Source organism: Wolbachia endosymbiont (group A) of Bombylius major (assembly GCF_947251895.1).
Classification (GTDB): Bacteria; Pseudomonadota; Alphaproteobacteria; order Rickettsiales; family Anaplasmataceae; genus Wolbachia; species Wolbachia pipientis.
This window is the reverse complement of sequence record NZ_OX366395.1, coordinates 1370345-1395022: the sequence shown is the minus strand read 5'-3', so window position 1 is coordinate 1395022 and position 24678 is coordinate 1370345. Positions and strand designations below refer to the sequence as shown.

The 24678-nt window shown below is 34.9% G+C and carries 21 protein-coding genes, 1 other RNA gene and 3 pseudogenes; 14 read left to right on the top strand and 11 right to left on the bottom strand.

The genetic code is table 11. The annotated features are described in order from the left end of the window. The first annotated feature begins 5 nt into the window (after positions 1-5). Positions 6-2021 carry an AAA family ATPase gene (locus OPR49_RS06650; RefSeq protein WP_264711412.1) on the top strand — a complete coding sequence of 672 codons (2016 nt, stop codon included), beginning with the start codon at positions 6-8 and terminating at the stop codon, positions 2019-2021. 15 nt (positions 2022-2036) lie between these two features. Here OPR49_RS06650 and OPR49_RS06645 read toward each other — a convergent pair whose 3' ends face one another. Both OPR49_RS06645 and OPR49_RS06640 read right to left on the bottom strand, forming a co-directional pair. Then, positions 2037-3101 (bottom strand): hypothetical protein, encoded by a 1065-nt coding sequence (locus OPR49_RS06645; protein WP_245836036.1) that lies wholly within the window; start codon positions 3099-3101, stop codon positions 2037-2039. A 10-nt stretch (positions 3102-3111) separates the two neighbouring features. Next, on the bottom strand, positions 3112-4308 hold the full coding sequence (locus OPR49_RS06640; RefSeq protein ID WP_007549549.1) for a hypothetical protein: 1197 nt from the start codon (positions 4306-4308) through the stop codon (positions 3112-3114). Positions 4309-4620: 312 nt separating this feature from the next. On the opposite strand from OPR49_RS06640, the gene OPR49_RS06635 reads away from it, so the two are divergent. The 9 genes and pseudogenes from OPR49_RS06635 to OPR49_RS06595 all read left to right on the top strand — a co-directional run bounded on the left by OPR49_RS06635 (position 4621) and on the right by OPR49_RS06595 (position 12871). Beyond that, complete coding sequence (locus tag OPR49_RS06635; protein ID WP_012673261.1) at positions 4621-6252, top strand: recombinase family protein; 1632 nt, start codon at positions 4621-4623, stop codon at positions 6250-6252. Beyond that, entirely contained in the window at positions 6242-6664 is a 423-nt protein-coding gene (locus OPR49_RS06630; protein ID WP_406833420.1) for a magnesium chelatase domain-containing protein, read from the top strand. The genes OPR49_RS06635 and OPR49_RS06630 overlap by 11 nt, the downstream gene beginning before the upstream one ends. A gap of 57 nt (positions 6665-6721) precedes the next feature. Further along, complete coding sequence (locus OPR49_RS06625; RefSeq protein WP_458694421.1) at positions 6722-7591, top strand: IS982 family transposase; 870 nt, start codon at positions 6722-6724, stop codon at positions 7589-7591. A 14-nt stretch (positions 7592-7605) separates the two neighbouring features. Next, positions 7606-8619 (top strand): annotated as a pseudogene (locus OPR49_RS06620) (YifB family Mg chelatase-like AAA ATPase); the annotation flags it as partial. Positions 8620-8703: 84 nt separating this feature from the next. After that, positions 8704-9315, top strand: a complete 612-nt coding sequence (locus tag OPR49_RS06615; protein WP_265027014.1) for a hypothetical protein — start codon at positions 8704-8706, stop codon at positions 9313-9315. 249 nt (positions 9316-9564) lie between these two features. Beyond that, positions 9565-10761: a cell division protein FtsZ gene (gene ftsZ / locus OPR49_RS06610; RefSeq protein WP_010962790.1), complete on the top strand. Its 1197-nt coding sequence runs from the start codon at positions 9565-9567 to the stop codon at positions 10759-10761. Continuing rightward, positions 10761-11159 (top strand): EVE domain-containing protein, encoded by a 399-nt coding sequence (locus tag OPR49_RS06605; protein ID WP_265027013.1) that lies wholly within the window; start codon positions 10761-10763, stop codon positions 11157-11159. Before ftsZ ends, OPR49_RS06605 begins: the two co-directional genes overlap by 1 nt. A 384-nt stretch (positions 11160-11543) precedes the next feature. Then, positions 11544-11996 (top strand): rRNA maturation RNase YbeY, encoded by a 453-nt coding sequence (ybeY, locus tag OPR49_RS06600; RefSeq protein WP_264374001.1) that lies wholly within the window; start codon positions 11544-11546, stop codon positions 11994-11996. Between the two features lie 86 nt (positions 11997-12082). Continuing rightward, a complete protein-coding gene (locus OPR49_RS06595; protein ID WP_265027012.1) occupies positions 12083-12871 on the top strand; it encodes a succinate dehydrogenase iron-sulfur subunit in 789 nt (262 codons plus the stop codon). Between the two features lie 3 nt (positions 12872-12874). On the opposite strand, the gene OPR49_RS06590 is transcribed toward OPR49_RS06595, so the two are convergent. Genes OPR49_RS06590 through OPR49_RS06575 form a run of 4 tightly spaced genes read right to left on the bottom strand, consistent with a single transcriptional unit; the run spans position 12875 to position 16308 of the window. Beyond that, entirely contained in the window at positions 12875-14011 is a 1137-nt protein-coding gene (locus OPR49_RS06590) for a hypothetical protein (RefSeq protein ID WP_010962793.1), read from the bottom strand. Between the two features lie 42 nt (positions 14012-14053). Continuing rightward, the gene (locus OPR49_RS06585) at positions 14054-14833 is read right to left on the bottom strand and encodes a GNAT family N-acetyltransferase (protein WP_006280097.1); all 780 of its coding nucleotides are present in this window, start codon (positions 14831-14833) and stop codon (positions 14054-14056) included. Further along, complete coding sequence (locus OPR49_RS06580) at positions 14823-15305, bottom strand: phosphatidylglycerophosphatase A family protein (protein ID WP_006279290.1); 483 nt, start codon at positions 15303-15305, stop codon at positions 14823-14825. Before OPR49_RS06580 ends, OPR49_RS06585 begins: the two co-directional genes overlap by 11 nt. Positions 15306-15324: 19 nt before the next feature. Further along, positions 15325-16308, bottom strand: a complete 984-nt coding sequence (locus OPR49_RS06575; protein ID WP_264337982.1) for an NAD(P)H-dependent glycerol-3-phosphate dehydrogenase — start codon at positions 16306-16308, stop codon at positions 15325-15327. Positions 16309-16633: 325 nt separating this feature from the next. Here OPR49_RS06575 and OPR49_RS06570 point away from each other — a divergent pair, with 325 nt between their 5' ends. Further along, positions 16634-17404 (top strand): response regulator transcription factor, encoded by a 771-nt coding sequence (locus OPR49_RS06570; protein WP_265027011.1) that lies wholly within the window; start codon positions 16634-16636, stop codon positions 17402-17404. Between the two features lie 53 nt (positions 17405-17457). Here the strand turns inward: OPR49_RS06570 and OPR49_RS06565 are convergent. Beyond that, a pseudogene (locus OPR49_RS06565) lies at positions 17458-17991 on the bottom strand (integrase core domain-containing protein); the annotation flags it as partial. A gap of 72 nt (positions 17992-18063) precedes the next feature. Here OPR49_RS06565 and OPR49_RS06560 point away from each other — a divergent pair. Next, a complete protein-coding gene (locus OPR49_RS06560; RefSeq protein ID WP_265026724.1) occupies positions 18064-19302 on the top strand; it encodes an IS256 family transposase in 1239 nt (412 codons plus the stop codon). 36 nt (positions 19303-19338) lie between these two features. Here OPR49_RS06560 and OPR49_RS06555 read toward each other — a convergent pair. The 4 genes and pseudogenes from OPR49_RS06555 to OPR49_RS06540 form a co-directional block, all read right to left on the bottom strand. Continuing rightward, positions 19339-19899 (bottom strand): annotated as a pseudogene (locus tag OPR49_RS06555) (IS481-like element ISWpi2 family transposase); the annotation flags it as partial. 112 nt (positions 19900-20011) lie between these two features. Beyond that, an RNA gene (gene rnpB / locus OPR49_RS06550) (RNase P RNA component class A) lies at positions 20012-20359 on the bottom strand. A 158-nt stretch (positions 20360-20517) separates the two neighbouring features. Beyond that, on the bottom strand, positions 20518-22107 hold the full coding sequence (locus OPR49_RS06545; protein WP_265027010.1) for a hypothetical protein: 1590 nt from the start codon (positions 22105-22107) through the stop codon (positions 20518-20520). 36 nt (positions 22108-22143) lie between these two features. After that, positions 22144-22692 carry a hypothetical protein gene (locus OPR49_RS06540; protein WP_265027009.1) on the bottom strand — a complete coding sequence of 183 codons (549 nt, stop codon included), beginning with the start codon at positions 22690-22692 and terminating at the stop codon, positions 22144-22146. 224 nt (positions 22693-22916) lie between these two features. Between OPR49_RS06540 and nuoE the strand changes: the two genes are divergently transcribed. Both nuoE and tgt read left to right on the top strand, forming a co-directional pair. Continuing rightward, positions 22917-23417 carry an NADH-quinone oxidoreductase subunit NuoE gene (gene nuoE, locus OPR49_RS06535; protein ID WP_164224454.1) on the top strand — a complete coding sequence of 167 codons (501 nt, stop codon included), beginning with the start codon at positions 22917-22919 and terminating at the stop codon, positions 23415-23417. Further along, entirely contained in the window at positions 23418-24632 is a 1215-nt protein-coding gene (gene tgt / locus OPR49_RS06530; RefSeq protein WP_265027007.1) for a tRNA guanosine(34) transglycosylase Tgt, read from the top strand. Positions 24633-24678: the final 46 nt, after the last annotated feature.

Below are 24678 nucleotides of genomic sequence, written 5' to 3'. Positions count from 1 at the left end.
ACACTATGCTAGAGCTAAAAACTCAGCTTTTGCAAAACATCAGATCTTGTCTTTTTTACCTACTACCAGGAGGGACATTTCGTGGTGATAAGTTTTATGTAGGTGATGTACAGGGTAACAAGGGCAAAAGTACTGTAATAGAGTTAACAGGCGAAAGAGCCGGATTATGGAAAGATTTTGCAACGGGAGAAGGTGGTGACATTATTGATCTTTGGGCAACGGTACACGGGAAGAATGCGAAAACAGAATTTCCTGAAGTAATGCTCTCAATAAGTGAATGGCTTGGCATCAAAGAAAAAAATAATATTAGAGATCTAGAACAATATCTGACTTGTAGTTGGAACTACTACGATGAAAATAACCAATTGATTGTAATAGTCTACCGTTATGATCCTCCTTTAGAGAAAAAACAGTTTAAACCATTTGATGCTAAAAAGCAGAGATTCAAAGAGCCAGAGATAAGGCCGCTCTACAACATTCCAGGTATCTTAAAATCAGATAAGGTTGTTCTGGTTGAAGGAGAAAAATGCGCAGAAGTACTTATAGAGAAAGGAATAACTGCAACAACAGCAATGTTTGGAGCAAATGCACCTATTGATAAAACAGATTGGACTCCGCTAAAAGGTAAACATATTATCATTTGGCCAGACAATGATGAAGCAGGTAATAAATATGCTAAAAACGCTGAAAAGAAACTTTTAGAACTTGGTGTTGCATCACTTGCTACGCTTAGGATTCCACCAGATAAACTAAGGAGTTGGGATGCTGCTGATGCTGTACAAGAGAATATAGATATTTTTGACTTCATCGAAAAAAACTCAAGAAAAATAATTATTAAATCACCGCTTGATATTTTTAGCTGGAGTGTGGAGCGTTTTGTAGGTCCAGTACCAAAGCAAAGATTCTTAGTTGAAGGATTATTTCCTTTGGGTGTCACATCTATTTTAGCTGCAATGGGTGATACTGGTAAAGGTATGCTTCTTCTTGACCTAGCCCTCAAGGTTGCAGCTAGCATAGATCAGGTATGCGGATTTGGCCAACTTGTTACTGAACACGGATCTGTTGTGGTATTTTCTGCAGAAGATGATACAAATGAAATACATCGTCGCTTAGAACGACTTGATCCCAAATGTGAAAGATTAAAATATAAAGATAGGCTATTTATTGTACCACTGCCAAATATAGGAGGATCTTTTGCCATACTTAAGAATGTTCGCGGTAAAGTTGTAGAAATATCTCCAGAATTTGAGTCGGTAATGAAGCAGCTGAGGAGAATAAAGGACTTAAAGCTCATTATATTTGATCCCCTTGCTTCTTTCATTCATGCAGATTTAAATGCTGATCCAGCAGTAGGGGATTATCTCATGTGTTTATTATCTGATTTAGCATGTAGCACTGGGGCTTCAATAATTACTGCACATCATATGAGAAAGCTGAAGGGAGAAAAGCCTATATCAACAGTAGAGCAAGCACGAGATGCTATTCGAGGTACTTCTGCTCTCGTAAATGGAGTCAGGTGTTCTTTTGCTTTTTGGCCTGTTGAAGATATGACTAAACCAATGATTTTTAGGTCAATTGGAAAAATCCCAAGACAAAATGCACTATTTTATGGAGCTGTTGTTAAGGCAAATGGCCTGGCTGATCGTACCATACGCACTTACCTAAGAAATGAAGAAACAGGGCTATTGGAAGACATTACTGAACAATTAAAAGCTCAAAATATTAGCGATAAAGATCTTAAAATATATCTTACTGATTCAATTGCGCGAGCTGCTAGTTCAGGACATCCATTTACTCATACAGGAAGTGCAGGAATACATAAACAACGACATAGATTGCCTGAAGTTTTTCATAGTATGGGAAGGGATAGACTAGAGCGTATAGTTCAGGAGCTTTTACAAGCAAAGCAAATAGTTAAAGGAATGGCTAATGGTTCAAAAGAAGATAAATGGCTTGATGTAAAAACAGGACCATTTGCACGTGGAGTTGGAAAATTTACTCATGGAGCTGAAAATTTTTAAAAAACATAGTTGATTCTATTTTTTTATAGTCAAAGTAAAAGGGTTAATACGATAACCATGTGATGATCTTTGCCAACCAAGTGTTTGTATTACATCATCACGTTCAATACTTAATCCTAATTTCTCAGCAAGTATAGATTTGATTGTTCTTTGCATTTTATTTAATGGTTTTCTGATTTGTTGTTCTAAATCTGCTTCTAAATTAAGTCCCAAGAGCTTTTCTAACTGATTAATATTGAGAAGCGTATGTTTTTCAGGTGGTAACTCTTTCTCGCAGTCATGTAAAAATTGCCTAAATAATATTCGAAAAATATTAAGACATGATGCAGCTTTTTTATTTATAACTTCAATACTATTAACATATACCATACCTTTAACTACTTGTAACTCCAAAAGCTTTGTTGGTATAATTGGTTCAATACGTTTAAGCGAAATATATGAAGCTGGTAAAACTTGCAAAGAAGTATTTTCTACTACCTCTGGTACTCCTCTTTTAGCTGCTTCTTGAAATATCTCAGTTAAAGTTTTAAGCTGACAAAACAGTTTCACCATTGGCACTACATATAAACTCAATAATAGATTCGGTATATCTTTTTTTAGAGTGATTAGAACTGTCGGATGGACTCTAAGTTTATCTATTGTTAAAAATATCGCATCAGTACAAAAATCAAGGATTATTAGATTTACAATGCGACCTTGATTACAAATATAATAAACTCCTTTTTCTACTTTTTCCCACATAAGTCTTGAATCATTCAACTTTATTTCAAACCAGTCTATGATTCTCTCTGTATTTAAGTATATGGATAAGAGATGAAATCTCTGTTTTTTATAAGTATTAGGCAAAATATGACGAGAGCAGTTTTCACAAATAGCGTCATCACATGCTTCATCAAAGTCTGGATCAATAAAAATCTCATTGCTACAACTTGGATCAATTACATTCGGCCAATCAAGATGATCTTCTTCACGAGAACAAACAATATAGCACCTTTCTTGCATTTTTATCAATCCAAGATCAAATAAGTATCTTGCTGCTTTAATATGATTTTGACTTGGATTGATCCAGGAATTATTCAAACTTAAAAGATCAGCAATTTGCTCGTGAAAGGATTTTAAGACCATAAGATTGTTCCATATGTTTCTTCAGGTCCTCTCTTTCTTTTTTATTGAGTGGATGCTCTGAATAATAAACTTCCCCACTTATTTTGAAAGAAAATGTTACCTTTTTGTTTTGGAACATTACTTTAGCTGATTGAATAGATTGTAGTATGTTGCCAATAGCTGGCTTTAAAATATGTAACTCTGGTGCAATAGGATCATATGGCTTTACACTCAAAGTAAGATATGTATTACTATTTTTAAAATAATCTGACTTAAAATTTAACTCAAATATACAAATGTCAGGGTCAGAACCATCTATACATGCTTGAAGAAATTTGTACACTTGTAATGGAAAGTTCTTATCTTGTATATTTACAAAAGTACATTCGCAGTTAAAATAACCACTTACAATACTATTTGCTATTTCCACAGCTTTATTGGTATTTTTAGCACAGAGATTAACCTTTGTACCATCAATCGAAAAATCTAAAATCATCCACTCAGGTTTATGGCCATGAACAACTTTGTTTGAATTAAGCAGTAAATCCATGTCACTTCCTCGACGTACAAACATATATATCCGATCTTGATGATGGAAAAAACCCTGCAATTGGTTTTCAAACTTCAGTATCTGCTCTACAGCTTCTTGTGACATAAATTCCTTGAATGAAGTGTTTATTTGTCTTGGTGATTTCTGTAGAGCAAATGATACGAAACCTCTCTTTTGTACTTTATCAAAGTGATAGACAGATTTTAGAAGTTCACAATTTATGTGAAATAGTAAAAACAATAAGGATCTTTTATCATACTTGGTATTGTTTTTTACCAGGTACGATCTCATTAACTTCTCAGTCAGAGCAAATCTTGCTACTTCACTAACTGTAGCCTCAAGTTTTGTACGATCAAAGTAGCTAATGAGATAATAGTCAAAAAGAGAGTCAGAGTAACTGGTAAGTATCTTACGTTTTTGTTGAGTGGATCTATCGTCATAATTTCCGTCCTGAAAAAGTTGCCCATTTAAATGATTTTTAAAGCAATGCTGAAAAATGATGCTAAGTTGTTTACCAGAAAGGGAATCTAACCAAGATTGACGTACATTAGAATCCTGAAAACGTTCTAGTAAGAGGTTAACAGGAACTTCTAAATCACTCTCCCAGAATTCATTACTTGGATAAACATTCATGATACTTTAAATAAGCTATATCATATATAATATGATAATTTAAGCAAAGATTTTTTGGACATAATTTTTTCAAATCTTGTATATTTATTAGGGAGAATTTGTGTGAACTAGACAGCTTTCTTAAATAAGGTGTGCGTTGATTTAGTTTAATAGGAGTCTCCTAACCTTATAAAAAAACTCACAGGAAGAAAAACATGCAAAAAGGGGAATTAACTATTAATTGCCGTTATGAACCTCACAGATTGGCGAGTACATATTTGGCAAATGCTTATGAACAATTATTGAAATATAAAATAAAGGAGGTAGAAGAAAATGGTAACGGTAAGCTTGTATGCAAGAGTTTCATCAAGACAACAGGCACAGGAGAATACAATAGAGAGTCAGATTGTAGAACTGGAGCGTCGCATTAGTAGTGATGGACATGAGTTATTAGATGAGCACAGGTTTGTCGATAATGGTTATAGTGGATCAAATTTAGAACGTCCTGGCTTAGAGAGTTTACGTGATAGAGTAGCAGAAGGTAAGATTGATAAGATATATATTCATTCACCTGATCGGCTATCACGTAAATTTTCATATCAAATGATCTTACTCGAAGAGTTTAAAAAGGCTGGATCTGAAATAGTATTTTTGAATCATAAGTTTGATGATAATCCTGATTCCCATTTATTTCTACAGATTCAGGGAGCAATAGCAGAGTATGAACGTGCAAAGATTATGGAACGAAACCGTAGAGGTAAACTTCATGCGGCCAAAGCTGGGTGTATAAGTGTGATGGGTAGGGCGCCTTACGGTTATCGCTACATAGCAAAACATGTAGGTGAAGGAAGTGCTCAATTTGAGGTTGATGAAGAAGAGGCAAATATAGTGCGTAAAATATTTAGTCGGGTTGGCCAAGAAAGAGCAAGTATAGGAGAAGTTGTACATGAACTGAATAAGATACCGATAATAACACGAACAGGAAAAAGGTATTGGAAAAGGAGCACTATTTGGAACATGTTAAAAAATCCTGCTTATATAGGACAAGCAGCTTATGGTAAAACTAGGACATGCTCAAAACCACAAGTAAAAAAATCAAAAAAAGGAACTTGTGGTAAACTTAAAAGTGGTCGCTTTAATAGTGATAAAGAGAATTGGACTTATATTCCAGTACCAAAAATAATCAATGAAAATTTATTTGATTCAGTGCAAACACAATTAGCTGAAAATAGACAAAGAGCAAGAGTACGGCAAAGAAGAGAAACATATTTATTACAAGGTTTAATGGTATGCCAACGTTGTCAATATACTTATTGTGGTACAAACCACGTTCATAAAAAGTCGACATATTATTACTATCGTTGCTCTGGTACAAACTCTAGCAAATTTAATGGCAATAAAATCTGCGATAATAAATCAATACGCACTGATGTACTCGATACAGTCGTATGGGAGGAAGTTAAGAGTATATTAAAAGAGCCAGATAGGATTGCAAATGAATATCAACGTAGATTGTCAGAGAACAAAAAACCTTTACATAATCAAACACGTGAAAAGCAAGAAAGTAAGTTAAGATTAAGTATCAAAAAATTTATCGATAGCTATGCCAAAGGGTTTATAAGCCAAGAAGAATTTGAGCCAAGAATTACAACAATGAAACAGCATTTGAAAGAAATTGAGGAGGAAAAAGAAAAAGTACTTGATCAAAAGAAATTACAACAAGAATTGAGCCTTGTTACAGATAGCTTGAAAAACTTTTCCTCAAGTGTTGAATCAAAGCTTGATCAAGTAGATTGGCAGACTAAGCAAAATATTATTAGAATGTTAATTCATCAAATTGAAATCAACCACAACCACTTATACATAGTATTTCGCATAAAAAGTCTTGCAAATTTTGATCAAAATAGGCATAATAGAATTATGCAATGTTGTACTAGCAGTCAATATTGTTGGATTGCCAGATAAAACTGTTGCGGAATCCAAAGAACGCATCAGAGCAGCGTTAAATTCAATCAATCTACTACTACCTCCAAAAAGAATTACAGTTAATCTCTCCCCTACGGATTTGCTGAAAGAAGGCAGTCATTATGACTTGGCTATTGCTATTGGACTACTTGTTGTAATGAATGTGATACCAGTTGAAAAAGTTCAGTCTTATATCATTATGGGTGAGCTTGCCCTTGATGGCAGAGTTATTCCAGTTTCAGGAGTGCTGCCAACAGCGATCAATGCAAAACAGGCAAATAAAGGAGTAATTTGCCCAAGGGGAAATGGAGTAGAGGCTTCATGGGTAAAGAATGTTTCAATTCTAGCTATAGAGAAATTAACTGATATTATCAGACACTTTAAACGTGAATTCTGGATTAAAGGAGAATAGAAAAGGCAAGAAAACAGGGTAAACTCAGCAGTTATAAAAAAATAGATGAGGTTACCCATGGAAGATATAACAAAACTGTTTTGTTTGGTCGATGATTTTTGCAGAGATATAGAGAAAAATTTTGCAGATAAACTACTGCCAAATGGTAAAAAACCCACAAGAACAACGGAAATTGAGCACTCCGAAATCATGACAATAATCCTGCTATATCAACAATCTCCGTGTAAAAATTTCAAAACTTTCTATCTACATTACCTAACGTTGCTCTACAAATCAGAGTTTCCAAAGTTACCTTCATATACCAGGTTTGTTGCTCTAAAGCCTAGGGTTTTGTGGCATTTAGCAATGTTGTTGCATTGGCTTTGTGGACAGTCAGAAAACACTGGAATTTCATATATAGACACAACTCCCATTGCAGTTTGTCATGCAAAAAGAATATCCAAAAACAAAGTTTTTGCTGGAATTGCAAAATTAAGCAAGAGCACTTACGGCTGGTTTTTTGGTTTCAAATTACATATGGTAATCAATGAAAATGGTGAAATTTATGCACTTACGCTCACAAAAGGCAATGTTGATGATAGGATACCTGTGCCAAATCTGACGGAAAAATTAATCGGCCTTTTGTTTGGTGACAAAGGTTATATTGCAAAAGAGCTTTTTCAGAAGCTGTTTGACCGAGGTTTGAAACTTGTTACCAACGTGAAAAAAGGTATGAAAAATACATTGATTTCGCTAAATGAGAAGATTTTACTGAGAAAAAGGTCTATCATTGAGACTGTTTTTGGTTACCTAAAAAATAGACTAGAAATTGAACACACTCGCCATAGATCCCCTGTTAATTTTTTGGTTCATATCTTTTCTACTCTCATTTCCTATTCCATCAAATCCAAAAAGCCTTCTATTTCCTATTCTTTCTTCCTTCCTTAATCCAGAATTCGCGTTTTAAGGGTGAACAATTAACTCAGCCAGTAATTTTTAAATATAGTGATGCACCCAAAGAAAAAAGATTGGTTCCCGATATGAAGGATATTAAAGGCCAAGTTGTTGCAAAAAGAGCAGCTGAAATTGCAGCAGCAGGTGGGCATAATATGCTTCTTGTTGGCCCTCCTGGTACTGGAAAGTCAATGCTTGCTAAACGCTTTATAGGGTTGCTGCCTGATTTGACCGAACAGGAGATGATTGATGTTAATATTATTTCCAGCATAACAAAAACTGGTAATGAAATATTCAAAGTAACTCGCCCCTTTCGTGAACCTCATCACTCATGTTCCATGCCAGCAATGATAGGAGGAGGAAAGAATGCAAAACCCGGAGAAATTACCATGGCTCACAATGGCGTGTTATTTCTTGATGAGTTACCTGAATTTCCAAGACTCGTGCTTGATTCTCTGCGCCAACCACTTGAAGATAGAAAAGTTACCGTTGCAAGGGCGAACGCTCACATTACTTATCCAGCCAATTTTCAACTTATAGCTGCAATGAACCCCTGCAGGTGCGGTTATCTAGGTGATGCAAGCAGATCGTGCAACAAAGCTCCAAAGTGTGGCACAGATTACAAAAACAAAATATCAGGCCCATTGCTTGATAGAATAGACATATGCATTGAAATGCCAAACGTTAGCATACTCTCTCCTGAAATCTCTGTGGAGGGAGAAAGTACTAAAATCATAAGAGGAAGGGTGATAGCAGCGAGAAAAATTCAAACTGAGCGTTATAGTAAATTGAATGTTCGTTGTAACGCAGAAGTAAGCGGTGAAGCATTTAATAAATTTACTGAACCAGATCAGGCAGGGTTAGAATTGCTAAAATACGTACTGAAAGAAAATTACATTTCCAATCGAGGCTACACACGCGTATTAAAAGTTGCAAGAACTATTGCAGATCTTGCAAAAAGTGAAGAAGTAAAAAGAGCACACATTGCTGAAGCGCTGAATTACAGAATAAGGGTATATTAAAAAATTAGTTTACTTGACAGATAATTTTTTTCATTATATACTGCCCTTAATAAAATTTTAACATTCTATTTAAGGAGTAGAGTTATGAAAAGTGGAAATTTTGGTAAAACGAATAGGTTTACTATCAAGGAAGGTACCGGATATTCTAAGGCTATATGGTTTGCATATAAAAATCAGACAGATGAGAATTCAGGAATATTTAGAAAGGCTTGGGCTGGAGTAATGTCACCAGTTTATGGTACAGCTAATTACGCATACCACCATCCATACAAAACATTTGCTGCTTGTGTAGTAATTGCAGCAGCAATTTCGCTTACAGCTGCTTATTTTATGAGCCCAGCTTATGCGGCTTTCGTTGGTACAGTTGGAACAAAAGCTGCAACACTCGTTAGTCCTGCTATTACTGCAGTATCTGCATTTTTAGTTGCTCATCCACTAGTTGCTAGTTTGATAGTTGTTGCTGCGGTGGTGGCTTTAATAGTTGCACCTGTGTATGCACATAAGAATATTAGTAAGACGACAAGTCAAATTGATGAAGTGAAAGAAGTATTCAGTAACTGTGAAAAAGATGGTGATAAGCTTGCAATGAGTGGTGATAAGATTAAAGTAAATAATGGTGATCCATTAACGCACTTGACTAAAATTGCAAAAGTGATTGGACTGTTACCAAAAGAAGCAGAAACAATAACAAAATAAAGTAGCTTAAACAGAATAAAAAGGGATAGTCTCTGTCCCTTTTTATAAACATTTTCTATTTTTTTGCATCGGTTAAGTGATGTTATCTAAGAATCTAGTTATTATAATTAACGGCGCTTATTAGTATAAATGTTAAGAATAAGTAAATCCCGTTTACTGTTTACGCCTATAGAAGTGAAAAGTATTTGCATATTATTAAAAAAGCGGTAACTTATTATCAAGTGAATTCGCTAAATTTGAGTAATTTAAATGTCTATTGATCTTAGTCTGCCAGAGTTACCTATATTACACCCAAGGATTACCGTTGTGGGAGTGGGTGGTGCTGGTGGGAATGCTGTGAATAACATGATCCAATCTAATTTGCAAGGAGTGAATTTTGTTGTCGCAAATACCGATGCTCAAGCACTAGAAAAGTCGTTATGTGATAAAAAAATTCAGCTTGGCATTAATTTAACTAAGGGTCTTGGTGCTGGTGCTTTGCCTGATGTTGGCAAAGGTGCAGCAGAAGAATCAATTGATGAGATTATGGAGCATATAAAAGATAGTCATATGCTTTTCATCACAGCAGGAATGGGCGGTGGTACTGGAACCGGTGCAGCACCGGTAATTGCAAAAGCAGCCAGAGAAGCAAGAGCCGCAGTTAAGGATAGAGCGCCAAAAGAAAAAAAGATATTGACTGTTGGAGTTGTAACTAAACCGTTCGGTTTTGAAGGTGTGCGCCGCATGCGCATTGCAGAGCTTGGACTTGAAGAATTGCAAAAATACGTGGATACACTTATTGTCATTCCAAATCAGAATTTATTTAGAATTGCAAATGAAAAAACTACATTTTCTGATGCATTTAAACTTGCTGATAATGTTCTGCACATTGGCATCAGAGGAGTAACTGACTTGATGGTCATGCCAGGGCTTATTAATCTTGACTTCGCTGATATAGAAACAGTAATGAGCGAGATGGGCAAAGCGATGATCGGCACCGGAGAGGCAGAAGGAGAAGATAGAGCAATTAGTGCTGCGGAAGCTGCAATATCCAATCCATTGCTTGATAATGTATCAATGAAAGGTGCGCAAGGAATATTAATTAACATTACTGGTGGCGGAGATATGACTCTGTTTGAAGTTGATGCTGCAGCCAATAGAGTGCGTGAAGAAGTAGATGAAAATGCAAATATAATATTTGGTGCTACTTTTGATCAAGCGATGGAGGGAAGAGTTAGAGTTTCTGTTCTTGCAACTGGCATTGATGGTCGCAATAATAAATCAGAAACTTCACCTATAAGTCAGAGCGAAGACTCAGAGAAAGAGAAATTTAAGTGGCCATATAGTCAAAGTGAAAGTACGCAAGACAAAACACTGGAAACAAAACCAGCTGAACAGGTAAGCGAAGGAGCTAAGTGGGGCAGCAATATCTATGATATACCAGCTTACTTAAGAAGAAAAAAATAATGCAATTTTGGCTACTCAAGTCAGAGCCAAGTGAATACTCATGGCAAAAAATGGAAAAGGAGCAGGTAGTTGAGTGGGATGGTGTGCGCAATTATCAAGCTCAAAATTACATGAAAATTATGAAAGCAAGCGATCTTGCGTTTTTTTATCATACAGGTAAAGAGAAAGCAATACTTGGAATCGTTGAAGTATTTAAAGAGTATTATCATGTTAATGATCCCAAGTTCGGATTAGTGAATGTAAAGTTTTTGAAACCTTTAAATAACCAAGTAACGTTAAATAATATAAAACAAAACCCACTTTTGAAAAATATGGCTATATTAAAACAACCACGTTTATCAATTGCCCCAGTTTCGGAAATTGAATGGAATGAAATAATAAGGATTAGTGATGTGTAATACCTGTCATTTCAGTTCCTAAATGATGTCATCTCAGCACGCAACGCACAGCTGTATGAATATTTGTCTCGAAGGCAGTGCATTAAACGTTATAGCCGATTTTGCATCAAACACAAAGGTGTCATTCCAGTGCTTGACACTGGAATCCAGCCTTAATGCAACCACATTAAAGCCATTGTGTTTTAATATAAGATTAGCTACTTTTATATTTACTAACTTGATGTCTAATCAAAATTCCTGGATCCCAGTGTCTAGGCACTGGGATGACATCCTTCTAGTGTACAATATTCGTACAGTTGTGTACATGACACAAGGGTCTATAACTCTTCTTTTTTGGATTCCAGTGTCAGCTATTTGCATGACACCCTTACTGATGTGTCACTCATGTTAGAAGTAAATATTCTTGACAAGAAATGGTGCAGCATTATAGAAAATCCTAAAAATTTTGTATTAGGTGTCATCAATGCTTCTCTAAAAGAATTAAAAATAGACCACTATAAACCAAATATATCAATAGCTCTGGCTGATGATGACTTGCTACATCAACTTAATTTAAAATTTAGAGAAATGGATAAGCCAACTAACGTACTATCATTTCCGTATGAACAATTGTCTAATGAGTGCGATTTAGGAGACATAGCAATTTCAATAGACACAATAAAAAGAGAATCGCATGAGTATTGTATACCCATTCTTGCTCACATTGCACACATGTTAGTGCATGGATTACTGCATTTACTTGGTTATGATCACCAAAAAAAAGATGAAGAAATTATAATGAAAAATCTAGAAAGAGAGATTTTAGCTTCGCTTGGCTACAATATGTGTGCGATTTAAAAGGAATTTAATAAAAATATAGTAGATGATAATAAAATATGTTATCTACAAAGGGTTTTAGCTATAAACAATAAAAGGTAAGTGATATGGTTCAGTTTTCTTTGCCAAAGAATTCTAAAATTAATCAAAAGGGCAAAATTTATCCTATTCCTGCTAGAGCAAAAAACATCAGAAGATTTCAAATTTACCGTTGGTCTGCTGATGACGAGAAAAACCCTAGAATAGACACATTTTTTATTGATATGGATAGTTGTGGCCCTATGGTACTTGATGTATTAATAAAAATAAAGGATGAAATAGATTCGACTTTAACTTTCAGACGTTCTTGTAGAGAAGGCATATGTGGATCTTGTGCCATGAATATTGACGGAACCAATACTCTTGCATGTACTAGATCTATACACGATATAAAAGGTGACGTAAAAATATATCCATTACCTCACATGTATGTGATAAAGGACCTAGTCTCGGACTTGAGCCAATTTTATGAGCAATACAAATCAATTAAACCTTGGTTACAAGCAGATAAGCCTGCCCTACCAAATAAAGAATACTCTCAATCTCCTAAAGATAGAAAAAAATTAGATGGCTTGTCCGACTGTATATTATGTGCTTGCTGTTCAACTGGTTGTCCAAGCTACTGGTGGAATAGTGAAAAATTTTTAGGACCAGCAATACTATTACAAGCCTACAGATGGATTGCTGACAGCCGTGATAATAAGACAGGTGAAAGACTTGATGTTTTAAACGACCCATTCAAGTTGTATCGTTGTCATACAATAATGAATTGCACAAAAACTTGTCCTAAAGGACTTAATCCAGCAAGAGCAATAGCGAAAGTAAAACAGCTCATGGTAGAGAGAGAAGGAGTTTAAGTATCATCTTTTGCATTCTTCGTAAGAGAACAGCAAACCTTCCGAAGCGTAGGGTATTGTTAATACCCTGAACGCTTTTCCGTTTGTGAAGTGCATCGTATCATCGTACGATTCAAATAATTTTTTGAACAACTCATGTCTTTGGTTACTAATAGTTTGAAAATCCTCTTTTTCTAAAAGCTTTTTAGATTCGAAGAGGTAAAGCATAACTTCGTGATAAGTTGGGTAAGATGCCAAAAATTTTGGGTCAAATTGAAAGGTTTTTATAAAAGCATTATTATAAAATTTTAGCTTTTGATTCTTACTATATATTACTATAGCAACCGGTAACCTCTCAAGCAAATTTTTCTGTGTAGCTAAATAACTATTTAATTCAGTATATAATTTCTCTGCATCACTAACATCTTTCCCATACATTACTATGCTACCAGAACCTTGTATTGGAATTTTAACAAAATCGAAAACCTTAGGTTCGTTCTTATAAGTTATGACATGTCTTCCTGGTTTTGTGCTATGAGCGCTACCGGTAATAGCAAATTTCTTAGAACCATCTACATATTTATCATAAAACAAGTTATAAAATTCCACCTTTCTACTCTTGTTATATCTTAGTATTGGAAATGGTAAAGAGTTGAAAACGTTTTTATAGCTCTCCACTTCCTGTGTAAGCTTACTATTTTCTAACTCAAGTCCGTTAGCCTTTATCTTACAGTCTGAGACATTCCTTATCCATAACAGCACACCTATCACATTGTTAGAATCATCTATTATGCTTCTACCGTAACATATGCAATAAACCTCACTATCCTTTGACTTTAAATCTAGAGTAAAAGACTTATTTATTTCCTTTGCCTCAACAAAATTTTTGATTAAGCTTTCTGATTGCTCAAAAAAATTCACAAACTCATTAAATGAGTAAAAAACAGTATTAAGCAAAATTAGTAAATTGGGAGAGAACTTTTCTATACGTTTTTTTGCATCCCAAATATAAAACCCATCATTCACAGTATCAATTAAATTATTTATGATAACATTTTGATGCTGTAAGTTCTTAATCTTATTACTAATTTTTAATTTAGAATAAGAGAGAAAGAATAATATTAGAATCAATATTAAAACCACTTCATACAAAAAAAACATAGCACTTTTAAAACAAATGTAAAAATTTGTAACCGCTCAGAATTATGCTGAAGAGGTATATAAGTAAAGATTGCCTAACATTTGAAAGCCCAATCTCTTATAAAGGTTCACAGAAGATTTCATACAATGTGCTACTATATATTTGCATTCAAGCTGTTTAGCTATCTTTATTCTTTCTAAAACCATTTGGGTACCTATTCCACGATTCCTGTAAATTGGTAAAACTCCATCACTATAAAAACCAGCTACGCTGTCTTGAACATAAAGACCGCATGTCCCAATAATTTCATTATTTAGTGTTACAAGAAAAAATCTTAATCTTGAGTTCTTATCATCATAATTTGATAATCCGCGAAAAAATGTGCTGACAATTCCAACGCCATGATAAAAAATTTTAGAAGTGTGTAGATCTAACTGTTCTAAGAGGTTGCTACCATTCACAGCATTTAACCTCAAGTTTGGAATAACATCAGCAGGTAAAAAGTAATTTTTCATATTAAGTAAAGCTTTTTTTGGTGTGCTAACGTGTTTTATTTCACACTTTTCTAAAATATCTCTTATTTTCATATGTGAATTTATTACCCATGTTGCTTCTATATCTCTTGTTCTGAGATAATCTAGAGTTTTTTGTATAGAAAGCTCGGTACATTGATCTCCACAGAACACAAAATTAAATAATGACTCCCTGGTACCATTTATTGTAAATATGATGTTATCAAATTCATCGTGTACTTCCCACTCAGATAAATTCGCTGTGTACAGTATATAATCCTTTAGATTTTGAACAATTAAGCTTGAATAATAAATTTTTTTATCCTGCATACACCAACAATAAACAATAAAAGGCTCCTATAAGAACACAGGCTAAAATTGCAGCTATAACGTCATCTAGCATAATACCTAAAGGACCTTTGGTATTTTTATCGATTAAATTTATAGGCCACGTTTTTATTATATCAAAAAACCTAAAAGAAAAAAAGCACAACAACAATGAAGAACAATTCATCTCTTGGCTTAACAATATCGAAACTAAAAGTATCGTCAGCAATTGACCAACCACTTCGTCAATTACTACCTCTTTTGGATCACATGAAGTCTTGTAATGTTTTATATAATTACCTGTAGACCATAATCCAATTAAGAATAAAAAAGAAATAATTGCTGCACCTAAAATTTTGTTGCTCAGGATTACAGGAACAAGCGGAAAAGAAGCCAAACTACCCACAGTACCTGGCATTTTTTTTACTGTTCCAGACAGCCACCACGTTGATATTAATTTATATAAAAATTTCACAATATATCCAAATACAAAATTAACTTATAAGAACAGAAATAGTATCCTCTATAGAGGCGCTTTCATACAATAATCTATAGACCGCTTCACATATAGGCATTTTTATCTTTAGCTTTCCTGCTAAATTAAATATGGACTCAGCAGTGCTAAAACCTTCAATCACTGACTTGCCTTCTGACAAAATCTGCTGAACATTAAAGCCATTGTCACTATTACCTATTTTAAACCCAAAAGATAAGTTTCTTGAATTCAAGGATGTGCATGTCATAATTAGGTCACCCAGACATGCTGGCCCAAGTAGTGTATTTATATCCACACTACCGTCACCAATTTTTGCTGAGTATAAAGCCTTAATTTCGCTCATACTTTTCGTAATCAATGCTGCATGAGCATTAAACCCAAGTTTACTACCTAGAACAATCCCACACGCTATAGCAAAAACGTTCTTTAACGCTGCACAAATCTGTACTCCTATAATGTCGTTACTAAACTCCAATTTAACATTTTCTTGTTGCAGCTCTGATACTAGCTTTGAACCTAATGTGTTATTTTGGCATGCAAGAACCATTGAATAGGGTAATTTTCTTGCAACTTCTACAGCAAAGCTAGGACCTGAAAAAATAGCAATAGGATTGTTAGGTAAAATTTCATTTACTATTTCACTAGGCAATTTTAATGTAGACTTTTCTATTCCCTTACAAGCTAAAATTATTGCTACATCTTTTTTCAGATTACAATTATGCAATTGCTGACATACCTTCCTCAGAGACTGAGTAGGAACAGCGAGGATTGTTACTGAAGCATTAATTGTGTCTTCAATAGCCAATTTTACTGACACATTATCAGAAATTCGACAACCGGGTAGCTTGTCACTTTCTCTTTTCCCGTTGATTGATTCAAATGTAGTTTCATTGTGAGTCCACAAAATCACATCTTTCTTACTACCTAATGAAATTGCGATTGCTGTACCCCATGCACCAGCACCTAAAATTGATATTGCCACACAATATTCCTGAAAATATTACTTATACTTTAAAATAGTAGGATAAGTAAATTAAAAATATAACACAGACATATAGAATAGTTAAATATTTATTAACCGAAGTATTCTTTTAATAATAGTAACTTTAATTCAATATTTACTAAAAATATTATTACTATCATGGTATGTCTATTATATTTTAGATCTATTTATATAACTTTGGAACAATATATTTACTATTAATTAATAAGTGTAATTTTGATCATTTGTTAATAAAAATTTGATTTATTACTTTCCTTAGTTATATATATTACTAAAATTATAAATTATTTATGGGGTGTAAAATATGCGTATATTATTAATTGAAGATGATCAAGTAAGTGCAAAGACTGTGGTTAACGCCTTAACTTCTGATGGACACTTCTGTGACGTTGTTACTTCTGCACAAGATTATAACAATAATATGGTTTCCTCAAACGGAGATTACTATGACCTAGTTATTTTAGATATACACTTACCTGGTGATATTGACGGATATGATATATTGTTAAGACTAAGAAGTGCAAAAATCAAAGTTCCTGTCTTAATACTTTCATGTATATCCGCTGTCAATCACAAAGCTAAAGGACTCGGGTATGGTGCCGATGATTACTTAACCAAGCCATTTCATAAAAGCGAGTTATTAGCTCGAATTAAGGCCATAGTGCGTCGTACTAAAGGCCATCCTGAATCGGTGATAAAGATTGGTAATATAAATATCAATTTTGATCACAGGGTTGTTGAGGTGAAAGGTAAAACGGTTCACCTTACTAATAAAGAGTATTCTATGATAGAATTGCTAGCACTGCGTAAAGGAACAGTACTAACAAAAGAAATGTTCTTAAATCATCTTTACAATGGCTTGGATGAACCTTCAGATAACAAGATAGTTGATGTTTTTATGTGCAAATTACGTAAGAAACTTGAAAGTGCAAATGATGGAAAAAGCCACATAGAAACCGTTTGGGGCAGAGGGTATGTTCTGAAAGAGTATATTGATGATGAAGAATATTCTAATGTTAATGTAGGCGAAAGTAGTGATGGCTATCAAGCAGAACAAGTGAAGGACAACGCATGAAATGCCTATACATTTAAATTGTAAAAGACAAGATTTAATCTGACAGAGAAGAATTAACTGACAGAAGAATTGACGTAGTCAAAACTAATATCAGGCTGTTGTTTAATGCTACTAATATTTTTCTGAAAAGCAATATGTTTACTGTCAAAAAACGTTTGCATAGGTGTTTTGCCATAGCAGTATTTGCCTGAGTGAGGCCTTGTCTCATTGTAAGAACGCAACCAATGATCAACATCGATCTGTAGATCCTCCAAAGAATAGTAGATTTTCTTTCTAAAGATAATATTGTAACACTCATCTTGCATAGTTCTATGGAATCTTTCACATATGCCATTAGTTTGTGGAGAGTTGGCTTTGGTTCTAGAATGATCGATATTTTCGATTCCTAAATATAGCTGATAAGCGTGATTTTCGGGCTTGCCACAATACTCCGTACCCCTATCAGTTAGAATGCGTAATAATGGAATTCTCTGCTCATCAAAAAATGGGATAACTCTATCGTTAAGAAGATCTGCAGCTGTAATAGCTGTTCTGTCCGTGTAAAGTTTAACCATTGCAACTCTGGAATAAGTATCAACAAAAGTTTGGGGAATGTTCAAAAAAGTGTGTCAAACCGAAAAAAAAGTAATAAATTGATATAAAAAAATGGAGGTGTGACAATGAGTCAGAAAGTAGTAAACAGAACTAACGGATTGGTAGATTATAAAGAGTTGGAAACAAATATCCTGTCGTCTATACGAGAAGGAAGACCGTTGACAGGAAGGGAGGGAGCATTAACACCATTTATAAAAAAGCTGCTGGAGGCAAGTTTGGAAGGTGAAATAGAAAACCACTTATTAGCTGAAAGTGAAGAGAATAATCGAAGAAATGGGAGAAATGGAAAGACTTTACGGACAAGTGCCGGTTCATTTGAACTTTTGACGCCAAGGGATAGAGAAGGAAGTTTTGAGCCGCAAATAGTCAAAAAAAGGCAAACAAGCTTACATCCAGAGCTTGAAACGAAGATTTTGAGCACATTTGCCAGTGGTATGAGCTATAGAGATATAGCGTCACACGTTGAGGAAATTTATGATCACAAAATATCGGCGGCAGAGATATCAAGTATTACCGACAAATTACTGCCTATAATCAATGAATGGCGTAGTCGTCCACTGCAATCAGTATACCCGATAGTATTTATGGATGGGATGTTCTTTAAGGTCAAAGAGGATGGACATTGCGTAAGTAAATGTATGTACAATATATTGGGCATAGACCAAAATGGCAGAAAAGAAGTCCTGGGCTTTTATTTGGCTGAAAGTGAAGGAGCTAACTTTTGGTTGGGAGTGCTAAATGACCTCAAAGAAAGAGGAGTAGAAGATATTCTGATTGCATGTGTAGATGGGCTAAAAAGCTTTCCTGCAGCTATAAATAGTGCGTTTCCTAAAGCAGAAGTACAGCTATGTATAGTGCATCAGATAAGAAATTCACTAAAATATGTATCCAGCAAAGATGTGAAAGTTTTCATGAATGATTTGAAAAAAATATATCGTGCTACAAGTAAAGAAATTGCTGAAAATTACTTACTTGAGCTGGAAGAAAAATGGGGAGAAAAGTATCCTTTAGTTATAAAATCGTGGCAGAACAATTGGGAAAATTTATCTGGTTATTTCAAGTATTCTAGCCCAGTTAGAAGGCTAATTTACACCACAAATCCAATTGAGGGGCTGCACAGACAGATCAGAAAATTCACTAAAACCAAGGGCTCATTTACCAGCACAAATGCCTTGTATAAACAGGTATATTGTGCTATAAAGAAGGTAGAGCAAAAATGGACTATGGCTCTGCCTAATTGGGCTTTAACTATGTCTCAACTTGATATTTTCTTTCCAGATAGATTGAAAATTGAGTTGAACTAAAAATGCGCTTTGACACACTTTTTTGAACATTCCCAAAGTTTGCTGATAAATGCGCCCTATGCCTTTGATATTGCCCACATAATAGGTATCTTGAGAACCCAAATAACCTGGATGTTGCGTCTCAATTTCACCATGAGCTTCCCTTTGTTCTTTCACTTTTTCTAAAGCTGCAAGTTGTTCTTCAGTTAAAATGATTCCGTCTTGAGCTACTTTTGCCTCCAGTGCTTTAAGTCTCTTTTTCAAAGTTTCAAGGTCATTTCTTAGCCATACAGATCTTACTCCTCCTTGGGAAATTATTATACCTCTTTTTCTCAGCTCATTTGCAGCTCTTTCTTGTCCATATGCAGGAAATTCTGTAGCTATGCCAATTATTGCTCTTTCTATATCTTCCGAAACTCTGTTTGCTAATAGCGGTTTTTTCTTACTTATTTCATGTAATGCTTCTTCTCCCCCATTTTCATATAACTCCTTGAATCGATAAAATGTATCTCTTGAGTATCCCATCACTTTGCACGCTTGAGACACATTTCCTAATTGTTTTGCTAGCTCTAGTAATCCTAGTTTTGGTTTTAGTATTTTTGTTTGTATTGTACTCATTTCTAACACTCCTTATTTTTATTATTCTTAACTTACTTTTTTAAAGTGTCATATCAAGTCCTGTTTAATACATTTAAATATAGCATGGCTTATATCGCACGTATCATGTGAACGCCTAGGTGAAATATAAGCCGAGTTCTGTTTATGTAGCTATTTATCTGGAGTAAATGTTACCATTTACCGCATGCGATTTACCCGAGTAGATATGAGGAAAACATAAAATCTACTTCTATTCAATCTTGCTCCTAGTGTTGGTTACTCGACTACCAATGTTGCCATTGCCATGGTGTGCTCTTACCACACCTTTTCACCCTTACCTAAGAATATTTTAGGCGGTAATTTTCTGTAGCCCTATAACTGGAGTTACCTCCGGCGGGCGTTACCCGTCACTATTTTTCCTTGGAGCCCGGACTTTCCTCTGCTATGTTTATCACACAACAGCAGCTACTTATTTCACCCAGGAATTATATTTTAACATGAAAATCACAAAAGCAAAAGACTATTTCCTAACAGTCTGCATATTAAAAACATTCAGACAAATAGCTAAAGGTGATATTCTGGCACATCATCGCTATCCCAAGATAAGCTTTTTTCACTTTTAGACTCCATTTCAGTTAGTCAAGAGCCGGGTCCACCGCTTGAAGACGATGAGCTACTTCTTGATCGACTACTACTTTCTACTGATATACTATTTAGCACTGTTTCAGATTGATATATAGTTCGCATTCTGTCACCAGTGGTAAAAATTTCTTCATCGCTACTTGAAGATGATCGCCTTCTATAACCCAAATCAGTTAGTTCTAACACAGGAGCAGCATTACGACCCTTAACATATCTATATGCTATGAATCCTATAATTCCAACAATACCTATTGCTCCAACCAAAGATCCCCCTATCATTCCTGCCCTATTAGACCCTATAGCAAGTTGAGTAGGCTGTGGTGAAGAAGTAGTTTGAGGAAGTAAAGTCGTGGTAAATATAGGAGTTGTTGACTCCTTTGTTTCAGCGCTCGGTATAGTGAACACGGTTTGCCCCAAGGTTGTTTGTCCATTAGTTGACATCGTAACTCGTTCAGTAGCTGTTGTTGCTCGCAGAGTAACAGTTGCTTTAGCTGCGGTTGTAGGTTTTACAGTACTTGTTTCAGTTTCCGAAGTTACTATCGGCGCACTAGTTGACGTTGTAGCAACCGTGGTCGCTTGTGAAGTAGTAGTTGTTTTTGCTATTGTTGTTGGCTTCACTGTTACTGTACTTGTTTGAATCGTTGATTCCGTTGAAGGTTTATTCATTGTAGAAGTCGACGCAACAGTCGCTGATGTGGGTTTTACAGTACTTGTCTCAGTCCCTGAAGTTACTATCGGCACACTAGTTGACGTTGTAGCAACCGTGGTCGCTTGTGAAGTAGTAGTTGTTTTTGCTACTGTCGTTGACTCCGTTGAAGGTTTACTTATTGTAGAAGTAGGTGCAACGGCTTCCGTTGTCAATTTAGTAGTCTTCACAGCGTCGGTTTCTGCTGTGCTAGTAATTGCAGCAGTCGGCGTTTTCTTAGAAGTCACAACCGTTTCTGTAATAGTTACAGGAGCTATAGTACTGCTAATAATACCAGGAATCAATCGACCGTTAATGATATCAACAAAATCACTGAGAGTTTTGATACTACTTGCCGGTATTATTGTTACCTTAGAAGGTTTTTCAAATCTCTGATGATTGAAAATTGCGATGTTTTCTTCACTTACTGCAGTTACAATAAAACTGTCTTGACCACTGTCTTTAACGTACAATTGCTCTATAGAATCTGCAAATTCGCAAACAGTAAAGTTCGATTTTGATCCATTTTTAACAAGACTTGTTAAATGTAACATTTGTTTATTGGGCAACCGGCCTCCTGCAAGAAAGGCAACTAGATCATCGCCTTTGATTCGCTTCACATACTGCAAAAAGCTTATTTCATATTCACTAGAAAAAGATGGCACTTTATTTATCTGACAATTTTTCTTACCAAGCAAACATTCATCTTTCTTTCCACTTTTTAGATCCTCAACCACTTTAGCCATATCAAATTTGAAAATATGTGTTTTTCTCACCTCTTGATCCCCAATAATTTTTCTGCTCACTTGCGAATAAAGCATCGTGTTTCCATTTAATGCCAATTGCCCCTGATTATCAAAATTGAACAATTTTCTTTCTGTAACACCTTTTTCTCCAGTCAATACCTTAAATTTTCCGCTCTCGCTTGACTTTAAGTATCAAGAAACTAAAGTTTGATCCTTTAAGTTATAGGCGATTACAATTACATCACCATTATCAACCTTTGCTGCTCTTGGTTGAAAGTAACTATTGCCCACATTTGCAAGACTACCATTATTAATATTCTTTTGTAATTTTCTTTTATCTAAATGTTCAACTGAAGGAGTATTAACTGATTGTTTAATTCCGTAAGTTTTAAAAGATAAGCCTTTAACGCATTTTTCTCCTTCTTCGCTAATTCCTTCTTCAGGAAAGATAACTCCAACTTTATCTATTTCAGCTGAATCTTCTATTAATGTGAGAGATAATTGATCTTTGAATTCATTTGCTACGCTGATATTTGTACTACATTCGTATGTTTTTGATTGATATAATGGACTAATAAGTAATTTTACTTTACTGCTCCCATTACCATTATCTTGATAGCTGAGTCCATAAGCGACTCCATCTCCTTCAATCAACCCTACGTTTGCTGGGTTAAAACCTATCGCTTCTTTAACTTCCGGTGTATTTGAGTTGATCCCGAGCAATTTTCTTAATATAGACATAATTTTATTTAAAATATTAATAAAATGCTATTATGATTACTCCTGTGTGTTAATGTCAATGAAAATTTTAACTAAAATTAAAAAATTAATATAATATTTTATACTAAAAGGTAAATATAAGCTTGAAGAGGGCTAAGAAGCTTTATGCTATTTCTCAAAAAACCAACAATTGCAATCATTGGTTCTACAGGTATAATCTGTTAAAGTTTACACGAGTCTCATGAATGATAGAAAAAGAAGAGCAGTTTAGTTTTACATCAGAAAACCTCAAGAAAGCAGGAAAGTTTATAGAGATGTATCCTAAAGGCAGAGAAGGTAGTGCTGTCATGCCTTTACTATATCTGGTTCAAGAGCAATGCGGATGGGTTTCTGAACCTGCTATGCGTTATGTTGCTGATATGCTGCATATTCCACATATTCGTGTATATGAAGTGGCAAATTTTTACACCATGTATAATTTAAAACCAGTAGGCAAATATCTAATACAAATTTGTAGAACAACTCCTTGCTGGTTGTGCAATAGTGAAGAAGTTTTAAATACCTTTAAAAAGAAACTTGGAATCAATATCGGTGAGACTACTAAAGATAATTTGTTCACTTTAAAAGAAGTTGAATGCCTAGGTGCATGCGTTAACGCTCCCGTTGTGCAGATCAATAATGACTTCTATGAAAATCTTACTCCTGAGAAAGTAGAAAACATCATAACAGAACTTTCAGGCAAATAGATGAAAGAAGAATTTGCATTTAAGATAATCAAACAATCAGGTTCTGCAAGAGTTGGAACAATTAAAACTCCAAATGGAAGCGTAGAAACCCCCGCTTTTATATTCTGCGCAACAAAAGCTGCAATTAAAGCTGCAGATATTGAAAGAATAAGTGAAGCTGGTACCCAAATCATACTTTCCAACACCTATCACCTAATGCTTCAACCAGGAGAGAATACTGTTGCAAAACTTGGTGGTTTGCACAAAATGATGGGATGGAATGGGCCAATGCTAACTGATTCAGGTGGATATCAGATATTTAGCTTAGGCCACGGATCAGTTTCAGAAGAGATAAAAGGAATAAGAAAAAAACAAAAAACTTTGATCAAAATTAATGAGGATGGGGCAATTTTCCGTTCTTACATTAATGGTAAAATTTATTGCTTAACTCCTGAAAAATCTGTACAAATTCAACAGAAATTAGGTGCAGATTTAATCCTAGTTTTAGATGAATGCACTCCATTTCACGTAAGCAAAGAATACACAGCAAAATCAATGCTCATGAGCCACAGATGGGCTGAACGTTCTTTAAATGAATTTGAAAAAAACAATAATGGCAAGCAGGCACTGTATGGAATTAGTCAAGGCGGAGTGTATCAAGATTTACGTAGAGAAAGTTGTGATTTTATCAACGATTTGCCATTTTTTGGTCAAGCAATAGGTGGATCACTTGGTCAAAGTAAAGAGCAGATGCATGATGTAGTTTCTTTCACTATGGACCACCTGAAAAAAGACAGGCCTACTCATTTGCTTGGTATTGGTGGAATTGTGGACATCTTTCGCGGAGTAGAGCTTGGAATTGACACGTTTGATTGCGTGCATCCAACCCGCTTAGCAAGGCATGGTGGCGCACTTGTTAAAGTAAAAAACAGAAATTCTATTTCTTCAAAGTGCAAAGAGCATATTAATTTGCGGAATCAACGATTTGAGCTGGACAACAACCCAATTGAAAGTGACTGTTTATGTTTTACCTGCAGAAAACATTCAAGAGCTTATATACACCATTTACTGAAAGCTAAAGAGCTCCTGGCTTACACGCTCGTTACCATTCACAATGTTTTCTTTATGAATAAGCTGATGGAATCGATAAGGCAGGCAATATTGGATGATAGGCTAGATCAGGAGAAAAATAATTGGATTAGTGAGATACCATTACACTGTGAATTATACACCTAGTTCATATTTTTTCTACGCTTATTTTATATTCCCTAAAACAGAAAAA

Bases quoted from the DNA above. Each gene is read 5' to 3' on its own strand.
- OPR49_RS06650 (WP_264711412.1), top strand. From the start codon at position 6: ATGCTAGAGCTAAAAACTCAGCTTTTGCAAAACATCAGATCTTGTCTT.
- OPR49_RS06640 (WP_007549549.1), bottom strand. From the start codon at position 4,308: ATGAATGTTTATCCAAGTAATGAATTCTGGGAGAGTGATTTAGAAGTT.
- OPR49_RS06635 (WP_012673261.1), top strand. From the start codon at position 4,621: ATGGTAACGGTAAGCTTGTATGCAAGAGTTTCATCAAGACAACAGGCA.
- OPR49_RS06625 (WP_458694421.1), top strand. From the start codon at position 6,722: ATGGAAGATATAACAAAACTGTTTTGTTTGGTCGATGATTTTTGCAGA.
- OPR49_RS06615 (WP_265027014.1), top strand. From the start codon at position 8,704: ATGAAAAGTGGAAATTTTGGTAAAACGAATAGGTTTACTATCAAGGAA.
- ftsZ (WP_010962790.1), top strand. From the start codon at position 9,565: ATGTCTATTGATCTTAGTCTGCCAGAGTTACCTATATTACACCCAAGG.
- OPR49_RS06605 (WP_265027013.1), top strand. From the start codon at position 10,761: ATGCAATTTTGGCTACTCAAGTCAGAGCCAAGTGAATACTCATGGCAA.
- ybeY (WP_264374001.1), top strand. From the start codon at position 11,544: ATGTTAGAAGTAAATATTCTTGACAAGAAATGGTGCAGCATTATAGAA.
- OPR49_RS06595 (WP_265027012.1), top strand. From the start codon at position 12,083: ATGGTTCAGTTTTCTTTGCCAAAGAATTCTAAAATTAATCAAAAGGGC.
- OPR49_RS06590 (WP_010962793.1), bottom strand. From the start codon at position 14,011: ATGTTTTTTTTGTATGAAGTGGTTTTAATATTGATTCTAATATTATTC.
- OPR49_RS06585 (WP_006280097.1), bottom strand. From the start codon at position 14,833: ATGCAGGATAAAAAAATTTATTATTCAAGCTTAATTGTTCAAAATCTA.
- OPR49_RS06570 (WP_265027011.1), top strand. From the start codon at position 16,634: ATGCGTATATTATTAATTGAAGATGATCAAGTAAGTGCAAAGACTGTG.
- OPR49_RS06560 (WP_265026724.1), top strand. From the start codon at position 18,064: ATGAGTCAGAAAGTAGTAAACAGAACTAACGGATTGGTAGATTATAAA.
- OPR49_RS06540 (WP_265027009.1), bottom strand. From the start codon at position 22,692: ATGTCTATATTAAGAAAATTGCTCGGGATCAACTCAAATACACCGGAA.
- nuoE (WP_164224454.1), top strand. From the start codon at position 22,917: ATGATAGAAAAAGAAGAGCAGTTTAGTTTTACATCAGAAAACCTCAAG.
- tgt (WP_265027007.1), top strand. From the start codon at position 23,418: ATGAAAGAAGAATTTGCATTTAAGATAATCAAACAATCAGGTTCTGCA.